Raw genomic sequence first — 19,817 nt, forward strand, 5'->3', positions numbered from 1 at the left:
CTTCACCCGGCCGGGGGCGGGCGACTTGGCGATCACCAGCAGGGTCGGCGGGGGCGCGGCCAGCACGGCCCGCATGTCGCGGACGGCCTGGCGGGTGCCGCGCAGGGTGCCGGTGACCTTGGAGCGGCCCGCGCGCGGCAGGTAGTCGACGGGGGTCTCGGTGATCCGCAGCCCGGCGGCCGAGGCGGCGAGCACCATCTCCAGCGGGTAGCCGGACCGGCGGTCGCCGAGCCCCAGGGCCAGCAGCTGTTCCCGGCGGGCGGCCCGCATCGGGCCGAGGTCGTGCAGCGGCGCGCCGGTGCGGGCGCGCAGCCGTCGGGCCAGGACGGTGTTGGCCAGGCGGGCGTGCAGCGGCCACGCCCCGGCCGTGGCCGGGCGGCGGCGGCCCAGCACCAGGTCGGCGGAGCCGGCCAGCACCGGACCGGCGACCAGGGGGAGCTGGGCGGGATCGAGGGAGCCGTCGCAGTCCAGGAAGCAGACCAGGTCGGCGGTGGCGGCGCGCAGCCCGGCGTGGCAGGCGGCGCCGAACCCGCGCCGGGGCTCCTCGACCACCGTCGCGCCGAGCGAGCGGGCGAGGTCGGCGGAGCCGTCCCGGGAGCCGTTGTCGACGACGACGGCCCGCCAGCCGTCCGGGATCCGCCCCAGCACCCAGGGCAGCGCGGCGGCCTCGTCGAGGCAGGGCAGCACGACGTCGACGGGGGAGACGGGGGAGGTGGGTGAGGTCACCCGGCCACGCTAAGTGCGGGACGGCGCGGTGCGGCGGCGGCGCAGCCTTACGGAAGTCGGACGCCCCGGCGGCTGACCCGTCCGGCGGATCGGGCCGGGCCGCATCGGGCTGGTCCGGCTGGGCTGGGCTGGTCCGGGCCGGGCGAGGTGCGGGCGGCGGATCTTACGGAACGCGAACGCGCGCCCGCTTCCGTCCGCGTCCGCCGCCGAGGCCTCCTATCCTCGGCGAGGTGAACGACACCTCGCACATCCTGGTGATCGACGACGACCCGACCGTGGCCGAGGTCGTCGCCGGCTACCTCACCCGCGCCGGGCACCACGTGGACCGGGCCGCCGACGGTGCGCTGGGCCTGGACCTCGCCGAGCGCACCCGCCCCGACCTGCTGGTGCTGGACCTCATGCTGCCCGGCCTCGACGGGCTGGAGGTGCTGCGCCGGCTGCGGGCCTCCGCCGGGGGCGCCGCGCTGCCGGTGGTGCTGCTCACCGCCAAGGGCGACGAGGCGGACCGCATCCTCGGCCTGGAGCTGGGCGCGGACGACTACGTCACCAAGCCGTTCAGCCCGCGCGAACTGGTGCTGCGGGTGCAGTCGGTGCTGCGCCGCGCCCGGGCGGGGAGCGGGGCCGCCGAGGGGACGGGCGGCGGGCCGGTCGGCGGGCCGGGCGACGGGGTGCTGCGCTCGGGGGACGTCACGCTCGACCCGAAGGCCCGCCGTGCCCACCGGGGTGCGCGTGAACTCGCCCTCACCCTGCGGGAGTTCGACCTGCTGGCGTTTCTGCTCCGGCACCCCGGCACGGTGTTCTCCCGGCAGAGCCTGATGCGGCGGGTGTGGGGCTGGGACTTCGGCGACCTCTCCACCGTCACCGTCCACGTCCGGCGGCTGCGCGAGAAGATCGAGGACGACCCGGCCGCGCCCGCCCTGATCAGCACCGTCTGGGGCGTCGGCTACCGCTACGACCCGGCGCCCCACGGCCCGGCTCCCCATGACCCGGCTCACGACATGCCGCACCACCCGCAGGGCGGTGCGGCGTGAAGGACCTGCTGCTGATCGCCCTGTTCGCCGCCCTCGGCGCGGGCGGGGCCGGCCTGCTCGGCTGGGCGGCGATCCGGCTGCTGCGCCGCCGCTCCGTCGCCCTGTCCCTGTTCTGCGTGGCGGTGGTGACCGTCCTCGCGGTGACCTCCGGGACGTTCGCGGTGGCGCAGGCGATGTTCCTGTCCACCCACGACCTCGGCGTGGTCATCACGGTGCTCGGCATGGCCGCCGTCGTCTCGCTGCTCACCGCCGCGCTGCTCGGCCGTCAGGTGGTGGCCGGCAGCCGGGCGCTGACCGAGGCCGTCCGGACGGTCGGCAGTGACGCCGGGTTCACCGCGCCCGCGCACCCGCTCGGCGCGGAACTCGCCGCGCTGAGCGAGGAGTTGGCTGCCACCAGCGCCCGGCTGGCGGAGTCCCGGGCGCGCGAGCAGGCCCTGGAGCACTCCCGTCGGGAGCTGGTCGCGTGGATCTCGCACGACCTGCGCACCCCGCTGGCCGGCCTGCGGGCGATGGCCGAGGCGCTGGAGGACGGCGTCGCCGAGGACCCCGACCGCTACCTGGTGCGGATCGGCACCGAGGTCGAACGGCTCACCGGCATGGTGGACGACCTGTTCGAGCTCTCCCGGATCCAGGCGGGCGCGCTCGCCCTCTCGCTCACCCGGGTCTCGGTGTACGACCTGGTGGACGACGCGCTCGCCGGGGCGTACCCGCTGGCCCGGCGGCGCGGCGTCCGGCTGGAGGGGCGGCAGGTGGCCGACGAGCCGGCGGCGGCCGAGCCGGTCGAGGTGGACAGCGGGGAGATCACCCGGGTGCTCGGAAACCTGCTGGTCAACGCGATCCGCTCGACCCCCGCGGACGGCGTGGTGGCCGTCGCCGCCCGGCGGGAGGCCGACGAGGTGGTGCTGTCGGTGACCGACGGCTGCGGCGGCATCCCGGAACAGGACCTGCCCCGGGTGTTCGAGACGGGCTGGCGCGGCGGCTCCGCCCGCACGCCCCGCCGCGACGACGGCCGGGCCGCCGGCGAGCCCGGCGAGAGCGGTGCCGGGCTCGGGCTCGCCATCGTGCGCGGCATCGTCGAGGCGCACGCCGGGCGAGCGGAGGTGCGCAACGTCGCCGGGGGCTGCTGCTTCGAGATCGCCCTGCCCGCGCCGCGCGCCCGGCGGGAATGACGAGGCAGGTCCCGGGGTCCGCCCTTCGGACGCGCGGCGCGCTCGGCCCGCTCGGCCTACTTGGCCCGCTCGGCCCGCTCGGCCTACTTGGCCCGCTCGGCCACGGCCTCGCGCAGCCGCTTCTTGTCCGGCTTGCCGACCGACGTCAGCGGGATCTCGTCCACGAGGTGCAGGGCCTCCGGCGCGTAGATCCGCCCCTTGCGGGCCGTGACGAACGCCTGGACGTCCGCCAACTCGGGCTGCTGCCCCGGAGCGGGAACGACGGCGACGTGGACGTGCTCCGCCTCCTGCGCGTCGCGGACGCCGAAGACCGCGCAGCGGGCGATCGCCGGGTGGGTGAGCAGGAGGTCCTCCACCTCGGACGGGTAGACGTGCCCGCCGACCACGATGATCAGGTCCTTGACCCGGTCGGCCAGGTAGAGGTTGCCGTCCGCGTCGAAGTAGCCGACGTCGCCGGTGTTCAGCCAGCCGTCGCGCAGCACCTCGGCGGTCAGGTCGGGCCGCTTCCAGTACCCGGCCATGAGCCCGGCCGATCGGACGTGGACCTCGCCCTGCTCCCCCGTGGGCAGCTCGGTGCCGTCGGCGGACCGGATCACCACCTCGACGCCCGGGAGGGGGCGGCCGACCGAGACCTGGCCGCCCTGCGCGATCCGGTCGTGCCCCTCCGGGGTGAGGAAGGAGATCAGCTGCGCCTCGGACATCCCGTAGACGCCCACCAGGACCGGCCCGAACACCTTGAGCGCCTCGCGGATCCGGGTCGGCGAGGCGGCGCAGCCCCCGTACGTGATCTGCCGCAGGCTGGACAGGTCGGTGCGGCCGATCGCCGGGTGGTCGAGCAGCTGGTAGAGCAGCGGCGGCAGCACCCAGAGGCTGGTGATGCGCTCGCGCTCGACGGCGGCCAGTACCTCGCCGGGGTCGAAGGTGCGCTGGAGGACCACCGTGCCGCCGTGGTGGAGCGTCAGGTCGGAGAAGATCCCGGCGAGGTGGGCGAGCGAGGTGGCGGCGAGGAAGCGGGGCGCCTCGTCGGCCGTGCCGGCGGAGCCGAACGAGGTGTCGAAGACGCCGCGGTAGGGGCCGTGCAGGCTGAGGATGCCCTTCGGGACCCCGGTGGTGCCGCCGGTGTGGCGGATGCCGAGGTCGTCGTCCGGGCCGATCCGGACGGCGGGCGGCTCGGCGGGGCGGTGGGCGGAGGCGGCGATCACGTCCTCGCCGATCGCGTCCGGTCCGGGGCCGAGGCGGAGGACCGTCGGCACGGCGATCAGGGGCAGCAACTCGGCGGCCTCCGCGTACCGTTCGGCGTCCACGAGGAGGACGGCGGTGTCGACGCTCGCCGCGATCTCGGCCAGGACGGGGGTGCTCATGCCGTCGTACAGGGTGACCACCCGCGCACCTGCGAGGCCCGCGGCGTAGCGGGCGCCGAGCGCCTCGGCGGTGTTGCCGGTGAGCAGGGTGACGGTGTCCCCGCGGGTGACGCCCCGGGCGATGAGCTCGTGGGCGAGGCGGTAGGTGGCGGTGGCGAAGTCGCCGGCGGTGATCTCGACGCCGTCGGCGGTGACGATGGCCCGCCGCTCCGGATCGGCGGAGAGGGACCGGAGGATCAGGGCGGGTGCGCTGACGAATTCCTGGTCGTTCATGGCCACTTCTTCCTTGTAGTTTGCAACCATGTTGCAAGGCTAGCCCCATCCTCCGCTCTTCACCGGTGAGTTCCGGCCGATATCGGACGGGACGTCAGGTGTGGCGCCGGGCCGCGGTGCCGCCGCGAACTCGGCCATCCCGGCGGGGAACGGCACCTGCGGGCGCCAGCCGAGTTCGGCGCGCAGCCGGGAGGAGTCGGCGGTGATGTGCCGGACGTCGCCCAGGCGGTACTCGCCGGTCACCAGCGGTGCCGGGCCGCCGTACGCCGCCGCCAGCGCCCCGGCCATCTCGCTGATCGTGCGGACCTCGCCGCTGCCCACGTTGTAGGCGCGGGAGCTGCCCGGCGCGCGGGCGGCAAGGGCCTCCAGCGCGGTGAGGTTGGCCGCGGCGACGTCCTCGACGTGGACGAAGTCCCGGCGCTGGCCGCCGTCCTCGAACACCCGGGGGGCCTCGCCCCGGGCCAGCGCCGAGCGGAACAGCGAGGCGACCCCCGCGTACGGGGTGTCGCGCGGCATGCCCGGGCCGTACACGTTGTGGTACCGGAGCGTCAGGACGGCGCCCTGGCAGGCCCGGGCCCAGACGGAGGCCAGGTGCTCCTGGGCGAGCTTGGTGGCCGCGTACACGCTGCGCGGGTCGGCCGGGGCGTCCTCGGCGACCAGGCCGGGGCTCAGGGCGCGGCCGCAGGCCGGGCAGGGCGGCTCGAAGCGCCCGGCCTCCAGGTCGGCCGGGCGGCGCGGGCCCGGGGCGACGTCGCCGTGCGCGGGGCAGCGGTAGCGGCCCTCCCCGTACACCACCATCGAGCCGGCCAGGACGAGCCGGCGGACACCGGCGCGGGCCATCGCGGCGAGCAGGACGGCCGTGCCGAGGTCGTTGCAGCCCGCGTAGGCGGGGGCGTCGTCGAGGTCCAGCCCGAGGCCGACCATCGCCGCCTGGTGGCAGACCGCGTCCACCCCGGCCAGCGCCCGCTGCACGGCGGCGGCGTCCCGGACGTCCCCCTGCTCGAAGGCCACGCCCCCGGGCAGTTCGGGGGCCCGCCCCGAGCGGTGGACGGCGGGCAGCAGCGCGTCCAGCACCCGCACCCCGTGCCCGGCCGCGACCAGCGCGCGGACCACCGCCGACCCGATGAACCCGGCTCCGCCGGTGACCAGAATCTCCATGCCGCCGACGCTAGCCGCGCGGTGCGGCGGATCGGGCGTGGACGGACCGGCCGTCAGGGATCGGTAATCCTCCCGGCGTAACCGGCCTGACCGGCCTGACCGGCGTGACCGGCGTGACCGGCGTAACCGGTGTGACGGGCCTGGCCGGTGTCACGGTCGATCGCCGCCCGATCCGATCCGGCGTTCAACTGGCGTTCGCCGGAAGAACCTTCCCCGGTGGCCCGGGCGCCCGGTTCGGCTGGGACTCTCCAGGGCGTTTCCCGGAGCCTTGGAGGCGGCAGTGTCACATCCCTCGCGTAGAACGGTCCTTCGGACGGGTACCGCGGCCGGTGCGCTGGCCGCGCTGCCCGCGTCCGCCCTCCTCTGGACGCAGCCGGCCCTGGCGGGCACCCCCGGACCGGAGCAGATCCACCTCCAGTGGGGCAACGAGCCGTCCCGCGAGATGACCGTCTCCTGGGCGACGGCCGCCAGCGTGCGCCGCCCCCGGGTGCGGATCGGCACCCCCCGCGGCGGCGCCGGCCACACCGTGGACGCCGAGACCCGCACCTACGTCGACGGGCTCAACAAGGTCGAGACGTACACCCACCACGTCCGCCTGGACGGCCTGCGGCCCGACACCACGTACGTCTACGAGGTGCTGCACGACGGCTCCGGCCCGGTGCGCGGCACCTTCCGCACGGCGCCCGCGCGTGGCCGGGCCGCGTTCCGCTTCACCAGCTTCGGCGATCTCGGCACCGGCGACAACGTGTTCAGCAAGTCCTCGATCCACGGCGCCGCCGCCGTCCGCCAGGTCGAGCAGTTCGCGCCGCTGTTCCACCTGCTCAACGGCGACCTCGCGTACGCCAACAACAACCCGCAGCGCCAGCCGCAGTGCTGGAACGCGTTCATGAACAACCTCGCCAAGTCGGCCGCCAGCCGGCCCTGGATGCCCGCGCCCGGCAACCACGAGGTCGAGGCCGGCGGCGGGGACCTCGGCTACGCCTCCTACCTGACGCGCTTCGAACTGCCCGACAACGGCACCCGCGACTACTGCGGCAACTGGTACAGCTTCCAGGTCGGTTCGGTGCTGTTCGTCAGCCTCGACGGCAACGAGATCGCCGTCGAGGACGACGCCAGCCTCGACCCGGCCACCGGCCTGTCCATCTACATCAGCGACTACAGCGAGGGCGCCCAACTCCGCTGGCTGGAACGCACCCTGGCGCGCGCCCGGCGCGGCCGCGCGGTGGACTGGGTCGTCGTCAACCTGCACCAGTTCGCGATGTCCTCCTCGGCCGCCAGCCACGGCGGTGACATGGGCATCCGTGAGAAGCTGCTGCCGCTGCTCGACCGCTACGGCGTCGACCTCGTCCTGGCCGGGCACGACCACGACTACGAGCGCACCCACCCCGTCCGCGGCACCGAGCCGGGCGGCCTGCTCACCCCGGCCGTCGCCGACGACGACGTGCGCCGGATCGACACCTCGCAGGGCACCGTCCACCTGATCCTCGGCGGCGGCGGCACCGCCGGCCACGACGACGTCTACCTGCCCGCCGACGCGGACGGCGTCCGCCAGGCCTCCGTGCGCACCCAGCGGCTCACCTTCAAGGCCGACCCGGACGCCAAGGAGAAGGCCCACTGGTCTGCGGTCACCGACCCGGACACCGCCTTCCCCTACGGCGTCGCGGTGTTCGACGTCGACCCCGGGCCGCTGCCGGGCGGCCGCACCACCATCACCGTCAGCTACTACCACTCCCCGTCCGCCACCGCGGCCAACCCGTTCCCGACGCCGGTGCTCTTCGACCGCTTCACCCTGTACCGCGACCGCAGCGACGGCTGGGGCGACCGGGACCGGAGCGACGACCGGAACGACGAGCAGGGCGAGGACGAGAACACCGGCTCCGAGGTCGGCGCCGGGCGCCGGTAACGCCTCGCGTCCCTGAGGGCCCGTCGCGCGTACCGCGCGGCGGGCCCTTCGTCCGTTCAGGCGGCTCCGGGGAGGGCGGCCGAGGGGGCGCCGGTCCATGCGGGGCGGGTGGTGACGGAGGGTCGTCGCGGCGGCCCGGCCCGGTGGTGACGGTCGGTCGGCGGCGGGTTGGGCCGTTGGTGACGGCGGGTCGCCGCCGTGGCTGGGCTGTCCGTGCGACGGGTGCCCGCCTCGGCGCGCGGGCCACTGGCGGGGCGGTTAGCGTCGGCCGCAACACGGTTTCAGTTATGGGAGGTTGGCAGTGCAGCGGTGGATCATTGTGACGGCCCTCACCACGGCCCTCGGCGGGCTCACGGTACCCGCCCTGGCCGCCGACCCGGCGCCGGCCGCGGCTTCGGTGGCCGCCCCGGCCCGGGTGCGGGACGGGGACGCGGCCCCCACGGGCGTCACTCTCGGTGAGGCCCGGATCGACCCGAAGGTGCCCGGCCGGGTCCGGGTCGACGTCGAGTACGTCTGCGGGGTCGCGGAGGAGGCCCGGTCGCTCACCGTCTCGGTCGAGCAGCGGGACCCGGAGGACACCTCCTCGATGGCCTTCGGCTCCAGCCGGACGGCCGAGGCGGACGTGATCTGCGACGGCACGGCGCGGCAGCGGCAGCTCGTCGTCCAGTCCAAGACGGTCAACTGGATCCCGGGCGCGGACGCCGTCCTGATCGCCACGGTCTCCGACCTCGGCGCCACCCCGCCCGCGTCCTCCGACGCCCGGCGGGTCCCGCTCTTCGGCTCCTGATGCGTCCGCGGGCCCGGGCCGTGGCCGCCGTGCTCCTCGGCGCCGCCCTCGCCGCCTGCTCCGTCCGCGTGGGCGGCCCGGACTCGGGCCCGGACTCAGGCGTGACCTCGGGAGTGACCTCGGGATCGACCTCGGGCGCGACCTCGGGCCCGGGGCCGACCGGGTCCGTTTCGGCGACCCCGGCCGCCTCGCCGTCCTCGGCCACCGCTCCCGCCCCGGGGGCGGTGGCCATCAGGGACTTCGCGTTCGAGCCGGCCGACTTCACCGTCCGCCCGGGCGCCGTCGTCACGGTCCGCAACGCCGACGCCGTCGACCACACCCTCACCGCCCAGGACCGCAGTTTCGACACCGGCACCATCGCCCCGGGCGCGTCCGCGACCTTCACCGCGCCGGCCCGGCCGGGCGCCTCCTCGTACCTGTGCACCCTGCACCACTTCATGCGGGGGATCCTGACGGTGTCCTGAGCCGACCGGTCCGTCGGCCGCGCGGGTGCCGGCCGCTCCTGAATCGCAAGCCCACAGGTGAACGGGGCTGCTGCTATCCGCCGCCATGTTCTACAGTTCTGTAGAACTAGGAGAACAGCGAACGGGGGCACGGCATGGACAGGCCGCTTCGACTGCCGCAGCAGGATCGGGCCGACTTCGAGACGGAACTGGGGAGGGCGCTGGCCGGGTCGCAGGTGCGGGCGGCCCTGCGGGCGGTGGGGGACGAGGGGCCGGGGGTGGAGCGGTTGCGGCGGAGCGCCCGGGAGAACGCGGAGTTCGTGCTGGCGGCGGCGGCGCCCGAGTACGAGCGGTACGCGGCGCTGCGGGCGGACCAGGACGCGGTGGCGCGGCTGCCGGTGGACGAGCCGGGGCGGCAGCGGGTGTCCGGGTGGTGGGGGGTGCTGGGGGTGATCGTGCCGATCGTCGCCGGGGTGGCCGCCGCGATCTTCCTGCTGCTCGGGTACGCGCTGGGGCTGGCGGACGACGCCGAGGTGCTGGGGCGCGCGCTGGTCGGCGCCGGGTGGGTGGCGGCCGGGGTGGCCGCGCTGAGCCTGCTGGTGGGCGGACTGGGACTGCTGGGCGCGGCCTCGCGGTCGAGGTCGGCGGAGTCCGGCGGGGAGACCGGCGTGCTGGGGGAGCTGGGGCTGGCGCGGGACGCCTGGCGGTCGGCGCTGGCGGAGCGCGGCCTGGTGCCGTTCCTGCTGGCGCAGGCGGGCGCGGGGGCGCCCGGCCGGCGCCGCTGACGCCGTCGGCTCAGTCGTGGCGGGTGCGGGCGGCGTCGACGAGGAGGTGGGCGGCGTCGAGCGGGATGCCGAGTCGGCGGGCGATCCACGGGGCCGGGCGGCCGGCCCGGGCGAGCATCCAGGCGGAGTACAACTGGCCCAGCTGCGGGGCCTGGTGGGTGAGGAGGAGCGGGCGCACGGCGTCCATCGGGAAGTCTTCGAGGGCGCGGGCGCTGTACTCGCGGCCGTTGGGGCCGGGCGGGGGTAACGGGAGTGGGCGGCGGGTGTCGAGCCAGCGTCCGAGCAGCACCGCGCCGACCGCCAGGAGGCCGGAGCCGGAGGCGCCGATCAGGACGGCGTTGATGACCGGGCGGTCCTCCTCCTCGGCCAGGCCGAGGGCGAGTTCCTCGGCGACGAGCAGGGCGAGGACGGTGAGCAGCACCGCGGCTTCGGCGGGGCGCGGGTAGGGCCGGGACGTCGTCATGGGATACCTCTCCTCGGCGGGGGAGACCGGGGCGGGCGAAGGGGCCGCGGACGGCGGTGGCGGCAGGGCCGACGTGTGGGACGTGGCGCCAAGAAGACTTGACGTTGCGTCAGGAAGTCCGTGCGACGGGCGTGTTCACCGTCTCAACCGTGCTCACCGTCTGCCGGAGGCGGACCGGGGCATGCGGGGGTGGGGGCGGGTGGTGCGGCCCGCACTGCTGCTGTCCATGCGTCTCGCCTCCTTCCGGTCGGGCGCGCCATGCTGGTGCGTTCGTCGACGGGGCAAGGGGGGGGTCATCCTCGGACTTCGGGACAGCATAGCCCGGCCCTCACGCCAACTTCGACACCCTTGTCGAAGTTGGCGCCGGTAGGAGAGCCCGCCGTTGGACGATCGACCAGGTGGGGCCGGGTGCGGCTGGTTGCGGGCTTACTCGTGCCCGGCCGGTCGCCGCCGCTTCAATCGCCGTACCGAAGGAACGGGACCGGCCGGGGGCGATGGAGCGACGTGGATCTGAACACGGTGGCCGACCGGCGGGAGTGACGTTCGGTCCCGCCCTGGTTACCCTGGGTCGCGCCGTCGGACGTGCCCAAGGAGGCCGGATGGGACTCACCAGTCACAAGCTGCTGGCGCTGGCGGCGCTGTTCGCGGTGTGCACGGTGCTCGGCACGCTCTGGGTCTGGCCCCGGCTGGCCGTCCGCAGCTGGCCCGCGGTGTTCCTGCGGCTCGGGACGATCGCCGTCACCCAGTTCGCCCTGCTGGCCACCCTCGGGCTCGCCGTCAACGACGACTTCGTGTTCTACAGCAGCTGGTCCGACCTGTTCGGGCGTGACCGCGGGACGGGCGTCATCCAGGTGGGCGGCCCGTCCGCCAGCCCGACCGTCGTTCCGTCCGGAGGGCCTGGCGGCACCCCCGGCGGCACCCCGGCCGAGGTGCCCGCCGGGGTACAGGTGCTCGGCACCGCCGAGATCACCGGCGCGGACGGGGCCGACCGCGGCCCGGCCACCATCGGGCGGCTCGACCGGGTACGGCTGCCCGGCGGCACCACCGGGCTCAGCACCGACGGGTACGTCTACCTGCCGCCGCAGTACTTCCGGCCCGGCGCCGAGACCCGGCACTTCCCGGCCGCGCTGGTGATGACCGGCTTCCCGGGGGACGCCGCCAACCTGGTCACCAAGCTGCGCTACCCGGCGTACGAACTCGACCTGCTGCGCCGGGGGGTGATGAAGCCGACCGTCCTGGTGCTGGTGCGCCCCTCGCCGTCGATGCCGCGCGACAGCGAGTGCGAGGACGTCCCGAACGGCCCGCAGGCCCAGCGCTACTTCACCACCGACGTGCCGGCCGACCTGCGGGCCTCCTACCGGGTGCTCGACGGCACCGGCAGCCTCGGCGTGATCGGCGACTCCACCGGGGGCTACTGCGCCGTCAAGCTCGGCATGGTCCACCCGGAGACCTTCCCGGTGGCGGTCTCGCTGTCCGGCTACTTCAAGGCCGCCGAGGACGTGACCACCGGCGACCTCTTCGGCGGCAGCCGGCAGCGGCGCGACGAGGCCGACCTGAACTGGCGCCTCGCCCACCTGCCGATGCCCGCCCTGGCCGTGCTCCTCGCCGACAGCAAGGAGGACGGCCACGGCTACGCCGACTCCGTGGCCTTCGCCGCGGCCGCCCGCCCGCCGCTGGTGGTCGCCCAGGCCACCGTGGAGACCGGCGGGCACAACTTCACCACCTGGACCAGGTTGCTCCCGCCGTCGCTGACCTGGTTGAGCGACCACCTGCACGACCCGCAGTGACACCGGCCGCGCGCCGGGCACGCGCCGGGCTCGTTCCGGTGTCGGCGGCCGGACGGCGGCCGAGAACGTCGGCGGGGTGGTCACTCCTGAGCCATTGTGTGGCAGGAGGGTTGCCGGGGGCTCAACTTCAGGATAGGCAAACCTAAGTGCTTTCGGTTCGGGGGTGAGGACGCGCGGAATGACTGTGACCGAGAACCCGACCGCCCGGGTCGACCAGCTCGCCATCGCCCTCGCGGACGGCACCCCGCTGCTCGCCCCGGTCAGCCTCGACCTGCGCCCCGGACGCGTGCACGCCGTCACCGGCCCCCCGGGCGCGGGCAAGACCACCCTGCTGCACGCCCTCGCCGGAGCCCTGCCCCCGGGCGCCCGGGCCACCGGGCTGGTCACCGTCCTCGGCCAGGACGTCCTCGCCCTCGCTCCCGAAGCGCTGCGCCGGTTGCGCCGTCACCGGCTCGCCTTCCTCGGCCAGGACCAGGGTTCGGGCCCCAACCCCCGGACGCGGGTCGCCGGACCGCCCGCCGGGGCCGCCGCCGACCGCGGCCCCGAAGCCGTGTGCGACCTGCTCGCCCGGGTCCGACTGCCCGCCGACCAGCGGCTCGAACGCCGCCTCCCCGGCGCCCTCGCCCTCCCAGGTACCCCCTCCGGCGGTCAGCAGCGCCGCGTCGCCCTCTCCCGGGCCCTCGCCCGCCGCCCCGACCTGCTGCTCCTCGACGAACCCGGCGCCGGCCTGGACCCCGCCCTGCGGGACGAGATCGCCGACCTGCTGCGCGAACTCGCCCGCCGGCACGGCATCGCCGTCGCGCTCGCCAGCCACGACGCCGCCTTCGTCGCCCGCTGCGCCGACGAGGTGCTCGTCCTCGCCCCGGCCCGCCCCGGGGTGGACGGCGGCGCCATCCGGGCCGGGGCCGGCCGTACGTCCGGACCGGTCGCGGCGCGCACCGCCGTCGGGCTGGCCGCGCTCGGCGTCGAAGCCCACGTCGGGTACGGGCGCGGGCGGCGCCGGATCCTCACCGGGGTCGACCTGCACCTCGCGCCCGGCAGCTGCACCGGCATCATCGGTCCCTCCGGCGCGGGCAAGACCACTCTCGTCCGGGTCCTCGCCGGGCTCCACCCGCCCACCGGCGGCACCCTCACCCTGGACGGCGCCCCGCTGGCCGGCTCGCACCACGCCCGCACCCGCGAGCAGCGCCGCCGCGTCCAACTCGTCCCGCAGAACCCGCTCGGCGCGCTCAACCCGGCCCGGACGGTCGGCGCCACCCTCACCCGTCCGCTGCGGCTGCACCACACCACCCCGCACGAGCAGTGCCCCGGCCGGGTCGCCGAACTACTGGCCGCCGTCGGCCTCCCCGCCGGCCTGGCCGCCCGGCACCCGCCCGAGCTGTCCGGCGGCCAGCGTCAACGCGTCGCCATCGCCCGGGCGTTGGCGGCCGAGCCGGACGTCCTGCTGTGCGACGAGGTGACCTCCGGGCTGGACGCCGACACGGCCGCGGGCATCATGGCCCTGCTGGGCCGGCTGCGCGCCGAGCGCGGGGTGGCGCTGGCGCTGATCAGCCACGACCTGCCGCTCGTGCGCGAACACGCGGACGCGGTGGTGCAGTTGGGGGCGGCGCCGGGGCGGGTTCGGACCAAGGGGCCTGGAGCGGCGGGCCCGGGCGCGATGGCGCCCGCCGGCTCGGCGTGGGTGAGGTGACGCGTCGAGCCGGCGGGCGGGTTCGGGGGAGCTGCTGTCAGGGCCTGTCCGGCGAGATCCGGGGGGACACGCCCCAGCTAGGCGCGCCCCAGCAGCGGGAGCGGTGCCCCGGTGCGGGCGGGGAGTTCGAGCCGGGTCAGCAGCGCGGAGGGCGACACCTCGACCACCCGGCAGCCCGCGCGGTGGCGGCAGTGCCGGGCCACCGAGCCGTGCCGCAGCCGGTCGAACCGTCGGCGGGTGGCGGCGCCGAGGACCAGCAGGTCCTCCGGCCCGGTGACGGCGCCGACCAGGGCCGGCCCGGGCTCGGCCTTGACCACCAGCGGGTGGATGACCAGCCCGGCCGGGTAGCCGCCGTAGGCCTGCTCGAAGGCGATGTCCAGCCGCCGCCGGGCGGCGTGCTCCAGTTCGGACAGCGGGCGCAGGCCGTCGCGTTCGCCCGTGTTCCACGCGGCCACCGGCACCAGCACGGCCTCGCTGCGGGCCGCCTCGCCGACGGCGTGGTAGAGGGCGGCCAGACTGCTCAGTGATCCGCTCAGGCCGACGATCACTCGGGTGGTCCCGGTCATGGCCGTTCGCCTCCGTTTCTCCGGTCGGGTACTCCCGGTTCCGTACTCCTTGGTTCGGATGATTCCAGTGAACCCCGGAACCGGTCCGTCCGTACCGCCGCTGATGGCTCCATGACGCCGGTCGCACACTTCTTGACGGCCTTCTGACAGCTCCGGCGCGCCGTGCGCCTCAGCCGAGGCCCGGCACGAACTGGATCAGCAGGTCGATCGCCTTGATGCCGAGGAACGGCAGGATCAGCCCGCCCAGTCCGTACACCCGCAGGTTGCGGCGGAGCAGGTCGGTGGCGGAGGCGGGCTGGTAGCGGACGCCGCGCAGGGCCAGCGGGATCAGGGCGACGATGATCAGCGCGTTGAAGATGATCGCGGAGGCGATCGCCGAGGTCGGGCTGTGCAGTTCCATGATGTTGAGGTGGTGCAGCCCGGGGTAGGCGTTCGCGAACATCGCGGGGATGATCGCGAAGAACTTGGCCACGTCGTTGGTGATCGAGAAGGTGGTCAACGCGCCGCGGGTGATGAGGAGTTGCTTGCCGACCCGGATGATGTCGATCAGCTTCGCCGGGTTGGAGTCGAGGTCGACCATGTTGCCGGCCTCCTTGGCGGCCGGGGTGCCGGAGTTCATCGCGACCCCGACGTCGGCCTGGGCGAGCGCGGGGGCGTCGTTGGTGCCGTCGCCGGTCATCGCGACCATGTTCCCGGCGGCCTGCTCGCGGCGCAGGTGGGCGAGCTTGTCCTCGGGGGTGGCCTCGGCGAGGAAGTCGTCCACCCCGGCCTCGGCGGCGATGGCGCGGGCGGTGAGCGGGTTGTCGCCGGTGACCATGACGGTGCGGATGCCCATCCTGCGCAGCTCGGCGAAGCGCTCGGCGATGCCCTCCTTCACCACGTCCTTGAGTTCGACCACGCCCAGCGCGCGGGCGCCGTGCCGGTCGTGGACGGCGACCAGCAGCGGGGTGCCGCCGGCCTCGGCGATCCGGTCCACCAGCGGCTTGGCCTCCATCGGCATGCGCCCGCCGGACTCCACCACCCAGCGGGCGACGGCGCCGGCGGCGCCCTTGCGGATCAGGCAGTTCGTCCCGTCGGGCCAGGTCAGGTCGACGCCGCTCATCCGGCTGTGCGCGGTGAACGGGACGGGCCGCTGCTCGCCGAGTTCGCCGGGGGCACGGGGCGGCACCCAGTACTGACGGTTCGTCAGTTCGACGAGCGAGCGCCCCTCGGGGGTCTCGTCCGCGACGGAGGCCAACTGGGCTGCCTCGGCGAGCTGTTCGGTGCTCGCGCCGGGCAGCGGGTGCAGTGCGACGGCCCGGCGGTTGCCGTGGGTGATGGTGCCGGTCTTGTCGAGCAGCAGCACGTCGACGTCCCCGGCGGCCTCGACGGCCCGGCCGGAGAGGGCGACGACGTTGCGCTGGACCAGCCGGTCCATCCCGGCGATGCCGATCGCGGACAGCAGCGCGCCGATGGTGGTCGGGATGAGCGCGACCATCAGGGCGACCAGTACCACGGTGGTCTGCGGCGCGTGCGCGTAGATCGCCATCGGCTGGAGCGAGACCACCGAGAGCAGGAAGACGATGGTGAGCGAGGCGAGCAGGATGTTGAGCGCGATCTCGTTCGGGGTCTTCTGCCGGTTGGCGCCCTCCACCAGGGCGATCATGCGGTCGACGAAGCTCTGCCCGGGCCGGGAGGTGACCCGGACGACCAGGTGGTCGGAGAGCACCCTGGTGCCGCCGGTGACGCCGGTGCGGTCACCGCCGGACTCGCGGATCACCGGCGCGGACTCCCCGGTGATCGCCGACTCGTCGACGGAGGCCACCCCCTCGACCACCTCGCCGTCCTGCGGCACGACCTCGCCGGCCGGCACCAGCACCACGTCGTGCAGCATCAACTGCTCGGCGGGGATCACCTCGTGGCGGTGGTCGCGGGTGCCGACCCGCCAGTGCAGCAGCCGCCGGGCGGTGGTCCCGGCCTGGGTGCGGCGCAGCGACTCGGCCTGTGCCTTGCCCCGGCTCTCGGCGACGGCCTCGGCGAGGTTGGCGAACAGCACGGTCAGCCAGAGCCAGAAGCCGATCACCCAGGCGAACACGCTCGGGTGGATCACCGCGCTGAGCGTGGTGAGCGCGGAGCCGGTCTCCACCACGAGCATCACCGGGTTGCGCATCATGGTGCGTGGGTGGAGCTTGCGGACGGCGGCGGGCAGGGCTTCGGTGAGCTGGCGGCGGGTGATGAGCCGGCGGCGGCCGCCGTCCGGGCCGGTCGGCCGGTGGCTCGGGTGGTGGCTCGGGTGGTGCTGCGGTTGGTGCGGCCGGTCGTCCGGTCGGTCGTGCGGGGGTTGCTCGCGGACGCCCTCCGGGCGGCGGAACCAGTCGGTTCGGGGCGTGGTGGTGTCCGGGGGAGTGAGGGCCGAACGGCGCATCGTCTCGGAAGACCTTCCGGGCCGCCCCGGGCTGCGGGGCAACGGGGCGGCGGACTCGGTGGCGGCGGGGACGGCGGCCAGCCCACCACCGGATCCGCGCCCGCCACGCGCCTCTTGACGCGGGCTTGGCGTGCGGGCGGCCGTCCTTGACGGCTCCCTGACATCCGGACCGGGTGGGCATTCGGGCGGTCGTACGGACGTTCGGGGTCGGGTGCGGCCGTACGGGTGATGACCGGGGCGGCGGATGTCAGGAAGGCGTCAAGGACGCACGGCGGAGCGTAGGCCACGCGTCAAGGCCCGGTGCGATCGGCGTTCGGTGGGCATCCACTGGAACCGAGGGCCGCACCACGGCGGCCCGCCCGAGCCCGAGGAGCCTTCCGTGAGCAGCACGATCGTCACCGCCGTCGACCAGTCGCCGCGCCGCCTGGTCCGCCTGGTGCCCGCCGGTGTCCGGCAGGACCGGCAGGAGCGGCAGGAGCTTCAGGACAGCCCCGAGCCGCCCGAACCGGCGCCCGCGCCCACGGTCGGCCGCGACCGCGGCCGCCCGGCGCACTGCCGGATCGCGATGCAGTTCGAGGACTGACCCCGCCCACCGCGTGCCGCACCCCCGCCCCGCCCCGTAGGAGTACCGCCATGACGCAGCTGACCGCCCCGTCCGTCCCCTCCGCCGTCCCCGCCCCCTCCACCGGCACCTCCACCGCCCGCCCCGACGCCCCGGCCGTCGACGCGCTCGGCGGCCCCTGGCCGGCCTCGGCGCGGCCCGGCCCCGGCGGCGACGTGCTGGTCGGCGGGGTGGGGCTGGCGGAGGCGGCCGAGCGGTTCGGCACCCCGCTGTACGTCCTGGACGAGGCCGAGGTGCGCAACCGCGCCCGGGCGTACCGGCGGGCGCTGCCGCACGCCGAGGTGCTGTACGCCGCCAAGGCGTTCCTGTGCAGCGCGATGGCCGACTGGGTGGCCGAGGAGGGCCTGGGCCTGGACGTCTGCTCCTCCGGCGAGCTGTGGCTGGCCGCCTCGGCCGGCTTCCCGGCGCAGCGGATCCTGCTGCACGGCAACGCCAAGTCCCCGGAGGAACTGCGGCTGGCCCGGCGGCTGCGGGTCGGGCGGATCGTGATCGACGGACCGGCGGAGATCGCCCGGCTGGCCGCCCTGGTGGCCGCCGACACCCCGCAGCGGGTACTCGTCCGGGTCGTCCCGGGGATCGCCGCCGGGCACCACACGGCGGTCCAGACGGGAGTGGGCGGGCAGAAGTTCGGCTTCCCGATCGAGGGCGGCGACGCGGCCGACGCGATCGCCCGGGTGCTCGACCAGCCCGGGCTCGAACTGGCCGGCCTGCACTGCCACCTGGGCTCGCAGATCACCGAGGTCGAGCCCTACCTCCAGGCGGTGGACGCGCTGGTGCGGCTGCTCGCGGAGATCCGGGAGCAGCACGGCGTGGAACTGCCCGAACTGGACCTCGGCGGCGGCCACGGCATCCGCTACCTGCCGGGGGACGCCGAGTTCGACGTCGCCGACTTCGCCGTCCGGGTGACCGACCGGCTGGCGGTGCGCTGCGCCGAGGCGGGCCTGGAGGTGCCGCGGCTGATCGTCGAGCCCGGCCGCGCGCTGGCCGGCCCGGCCGCCGTCGCCGTGTACCGGGTGCTGTCGGTGAAGCACTCCGCGGACGGCCACTGCTTCGCCGCCGTGGACGGCGGGATGAGCGACAACCCGCGCCCGGCGCTGTACGGATCGCCGTACAGCGTCCGCCTGGTGGGCCGCCGTTCGGAGGCGGGCGCGGCCCGGGTGGACGTGGTGGGCCGGCACTGCGAGGCCGGCGACGTGCTGGTCCGTGACGCCGTGCTGCCCGCCGACCTGCGTGCGGGGGACCTGCTGGCCGTCCCGGCGGCCGGGGCGTACCAGCTGTCGATGGCTTCCGGCTACAACCTGGTCGGCCGCCCGGCGGTGGCCGCCGTCAAGGACGGCCGGGCCCGCCTGCTGATCCGCCGGGAGACGGTCGAGGACTTCCGCCTCCGTGAGGTCGGGAGGTAGGCCTGCGCGGCGGTTCGTCGTTCCGCCCGGCCACCGGCCCCCAGCACTGACCACCCGCCGGCTCGACACCCCGGTTCGCCCGATCCGCGCGGTCGTTCACGTCACCGCCTGATCCACCGCCCGCCTTCGGCCGTACGTGTCGGCGCCCGGGTCAACGGCTCTGCGAGGGCGTTCGGTTGAGGTCGCGGGCCGCGGACTTTATGACCATGATCACACCCGTTCCGGTCTGCCGTGATGCGGCCCCCATCGCGTCTGAGTGTTCGGAGGACCTGTCCCCACGAGCGAATCGGAGACCGGACTGTGTGTGCTGACCAAGGCGACGGGGCCGAGGACGAGAAGCCCGGACGTCGGCGATGGCGTCCGTCGCGGTGGATCAACTACCCGCGCAGAGGGCGGCGCGGGGTCCGCCGTTGGCTTCCGTCCTGGCGGCTGCTGCTCCTGGTGGCGGGGACGGGGGCGGTGGTGCTGGCGGGATGGCTGGCCTGGTTCTACCGGACCACCAAGGTCCCGGAGGACCTGAACGCCTTCGCCACCCAGCAGAACAACGTCTACTACTGGGCGGACGGCACCGAGATGGCGCGGATCGGCCAGACCAACCGGCAGGAGGTGCCGCTCGACCGGGTGCCGCAGTCGGTGCAGTGGGCCGTGCTGGCCGCCGAGAACGAGACCTTCTACTCGGATCCGGGGATCTCGATCACGGGCATCGGCCGCGCGGTCTACCAGATGGCTTCGGGCGGTGACACCCAGGGCGGCTCGACCATCACCCAGCAGTACGTCAAGAACATCTATCTGAACCAGCGTCAGGACATGTCCCGCAAGCTCAGCGAGATGGTCATCGCGATCAAGCTGGACCAGCGGATGAGCAAGCAGGAGATCCTCGAAGGCTATCTGAACACCAGTTGGTTCGGGCGCGGCAGCTACGGCATCGAACGTGCCGCGGCGGCGTACTACGGCAAGGACGTCTCGCAGCTCGATCCGAGTGAAGGGGCCCTCCTGGCGGCCCTGTTGAAGGGGGCCGGGCAGTTCGATCCGGCGCTCAGCGCGGAGAACCACCAGCGGGCCGAGGACCGGTGGTCCTGGATCCTGGACCGGATGGTGAAGGCCGGCAAGCTCTCGGCCGCCGAGCGCGCCAAGTACACGGTGTTCCCCGAGCCCAGGCCCCAGCCGAAGTCGGCGGGGCTGAGCGGACAGATCGGGTACCTGGTGGACATGGCCAGGACCTACGTGGAGAGCCACAGCGACATCA

General features: G+C 75.0%; 16 protein-coding genes and 1 pseudogene. 11 read left to right on the forward strand and 6 right to left on the reverse strand.

The window, feature by feature from the left end:
- Window positions 1-12: 12 nt before the first annotated feature.
- A pseudogene (locus tag ACIO9K_RS15470) lies at window positions 13-726 on the reverse strand (glycosyltransferase family 2 protein); the annotation flags it as partial.
- A 248-nt stretch (window positions 727-974) separates the two neighbouring features.
- On the opposite strand from ACIO9K_RS15470, the gene ACIO9K_RS15475 reads away from it, so the two are divergent.
- Together ACIO9K_RS15475 and ACIO9K_RS15480 are read left to right on the forward strand one after the other, a co-directional pair.
- Entirely contained in the window at window positions 975-1,757 is a 783-nt protein-coding gene (locus ACIO9K_RS15475; RefSeq protein ID WP_400330147.1) for a response regulator transcription factor, read from the forward strand.
- Window positions 1,754-2,926, forward strand: a complete 1,173-nt coding sequence (locus ACIO9K_RS15480) for a HAMP domain-containing sensor histidine kinase (RefSeq protein WP_363618462.1) — start codon at window positions 1,754-1,756, stop codon at window positions 2,924-2,926. Before ACIO9K_RS15475 ends, ACIO9K_RS15480 begins: the two co-directional genes overlap by 4 nt.
- Before the next feature lie 83 nt (window positions 2,927-3,009).
- On the opposite strand, the gene ACIO9K_RS15485 is transcribed toward ACIO9K_RS15480, so the two are convergent.
- The gene (locus tag ACIO9K_RS15485) at window positions 3,010-4,560 is read right to left on the reverse strand and encodes an AMP-binding protein (RefSeq protein ID WP_400330082.1); all 1,551 of its coding nucleotides are present in this window, start codon (window positions 4,558-4,560) and stop codon (window positions 3,010-3,012) included.
- A gap of 39 nt (window positions 4,561-4,599) precedes the next feature.
- A complete protein-coding gene (locus ACIO9K_RS15490; protein WP_400330085.1) occupies window positions 4,600-5,718 on the reverse strand; it encodes an NAD-dependent epimerase/dehydratase family protein in 1,119 nt (372 codons plus the stop codon).
- A gap of 280 nt (window positions 5,719-5,998) precedes the next feature.
- On the opposite strand from ACIO9K_RS15490, the gene ACIO9K_RS15495 reads away from it, so the two are divergent.
- From ACIO9K_RS15495 to ACIO9K_RS15510, 4 genes are all read left to right on the forward strand, one after another.
- On the forward strand, window positions 5,999-7,621 hold the full coding sequence (locus tag ACIO9K_RS15495) for a purple acid phosphatase family protein (protein ID WP_400330088.1): 1,623 nt from the start codon (window positions 5,999-6,001) through the stop codon (window positions 7,619-7,621).
- Window positions 7,622-7,922: 301 nt separating this feature from the next.
- Window positions 7,923-8,408 carry a hypothetical protein gene (locus ACIO9K_RS15500; RefSeq protein ID WP_363618470.1) on the forward strand — a complete coding sequence of 162 codons (486 nt, stop codon included), beginning with the start codon at window positions 7,923-7,925 and terminating at the stop codon, window positions 8,406-8,408.
- 20 nt (window positions 8,409-8,428) lie between these two features.
- Complete coding sequence (locus tag ACIO9K_RS15505) at window positions 8,429-8,872, forward strand: cupredoxin domain-containing protein (protein WP_400330091.1); 444 nt, start codon at window positions 8,429-8,431, stop codon at window positions 8,870-8,872.
- A gap of 134 nt (window positions 8,873-9,006) precedes the next feature.
- On the forward strand, window positions 9,007-9,636 hold the full coding sequence (locus ACIO9K_RS15510) for a hypothetical protein (RefSeq protein ID WP_400330094.1): 630 nt from the start codon (window positions 9,007-9,009) through the stop codon (window positions 9,634-9,636).
- Between the two features lie 10 nt (window positions 9,637-9,646).
- Here the strand turns inward: ACIO9K_RS15510 and ACIO9K_RS15515 are convergent, their stop codons facing one another.
- Entirely contained in the window at window positions 9,647-10,099 is a 453-nt protein-coding gene (locus ACIO9K_RS15515) for a hypothetical protein (protein WP_400330097.1), read from the reverse strand.
- A 599-nt stretch (window positions 10,100-10,698) separates the two neighbouring features.
- On the opposite strand from ACIO9K_RS15515, the gene ACIO9K_RS15520 reads away from it, so the two are divergent.
- Both ACIO9K_RS15520 and ACIO9K_RS15525 read left to right on the forward strand, forming a co-directional pair.
- On the forward strand, window positions 10,699-11,886 hold the full coding sequence (locus ACIO9K_RS15520; RefSeq protein WP_400330100.1) for an alpha/beta hydrolase: 1,188 nt from the start codon (window positions 10,699-10,701) through the stop codon (window positions 11,884-11,886).
- A 178-nt stretch (window positions 11,887-12,064) separates the two neighbouring features.
- Window positions 12,065-13,576 (forward strand): ABC transporter ATP-binding protein, encoded by a 1,512-nt coding sequence (locus ACIO9K_RS15525; RefSeq protein ID WP_400330103.1) that lies wholly within the window; start codon window positions 12,065-12,067, stop codon window positions 13,574-13,576.
- 77 nt (window positions 13,577-13,653) lie between these two features.
- Here the strand turns inward: ACIO9K_RS15525 and ACIO9K_RS15530 are convergent, their stop codons facing one another.
- Entirely contained in the window at window positions 13,654-14,142 is a 489-nt protein-coding gene (locus ACIO9K_RS15530) for a universal stress protein (RefSeq protein ID WP_363618480.1), read from the reverse strand.
- A 169-nt stretch (window positions 14,143-14,311) separates the two neighbouring features.
- Complete coding sequence (gene kdpB, locus ACIO9K_RS15535) at window positions 14,312-16,546, reverse strand: potassium-transporting ATPase subunit KdpB (protein ID WP_400330107.1); 2,235 nt, start codon at window positions 16,544-16,546, stop codon at window positions 14,312-14,314.
- A 379-nt stretch (window positions 16,547-16,925) separates the two neighbouring features.
- On the opposite strand from kdpB, the gene ACIO9K_RS15540 reads away from it, so the two are divergent.
- The 3 genes from ACIO9K_RS15540 to ACIO9K_RS15550 all read left to right on the forward strand — a co-directional run.
- Window positions 16,926-17,129, forward strand: a complete 204-nt coding sequence (locus tag ACIO9K_RS15540; RefSeq protein WP_400330110.1) for a hypothetical protein — start codon at window positions 16,926-16,928, stop codon at window positions 17,127-17,129.
- Between the two features lie 50 nt (window positions 17,130-17,179).
- Window positions 17,180-18,571, forward strand: coding sequence for a diaminopimelate decarboxylase (gene lysA, locus ACIO9K_RS15545; protein ID WP_400330113.1), 1,392 nt, complete (start codon window positions 17,180-17,182; stop codon window positions 18,569-18,571).
- A gap of 234 nt (window positions 18,572-18,805) precedes the next feature.
- Window positions 18,806-19,817 (forward strand): transglycosylase domain-containing protein (locus ACIO9K_RS15550; protein WP_400330116.1); only part of this gene is annotated, 1,012 nt, incomplete at its 3' end.

Origin of the sequence: Kitasatospora sp. NPDC087271, from assembly GCF_044744605.1 — a bacterium.
Lineage (GTDB): Bacteria > Actinomycetota > Actinomycetes > Streptomycetales > Streptomycetaceae > Kitasatospora.

Bases quoted from the DNA above. Each gene is read 5' to 3' on its own strand.
- lysA (WP_400330113.1), top strand. From the start codon at position 17,180: ATGACGCAGCTGACCGCCCCGTCCGTCCCCTCCGCCGTCCCCGCCCCC.
- kdpB (WP_400330107.1), bottom strand. From the start codon at position 16,546: ATGCGCCGTTCGGCCCTCACTCCCCCGGACACCACCACGCCCCGAACC.
- ACIO9K_RS15510 (WP_400330094.1), top strand. From the start codon at position 9,007: ATGGACAGGCCGCTTCGACTGCCGCAGCAGGATCGGGCCGACTTCGAG.
- ACIO9K_RS15515 (WP_400330097.1), bottom strand. From the start codon at position 10,099: ATGACGACGTCCCGGCCCTACCCGCGCCCCGCCGAAGCCGCGGTGCTG.
- ACIO9K_RS15525 (WP_400330103.1), top strand. From the start codon at position 12,065: ATGACTGTGACCGAGAACCCGACCGCCCGGGTCGACCAGCTCGCCATC.
- ACIO9K_RS15485 (WP_400330082.1), bottom strand. From the start codon at position 4,560: ATGAACGACCAGGAATTCGTCAGCGCACCCGCCCTGATCCTCCGGTCC.
- ACIO9K_RS15490 (WP_400330085.1), bottom strand. From the start codon at position 5,718: ATGGAGATTCTGGTCACCGGCGGAGCCGGGTTCATCGGGTCGGCGGTG.
- ACIO9K_RS15520 (WP_400330100.1), top strand. From the start codon at position 10,699: ATGGGACTCACCAGTCACAAGCTGCTGGCGCTGGCGGCGCTGTTCGCG.
- ACIO9K_RS15530 (WP_363618480.1), bottom strand. From the start codon at position 14,142: ATGACCGGGACCACCCGAGTGATCGTCGGCCTGAGCGGATCACTGAGC.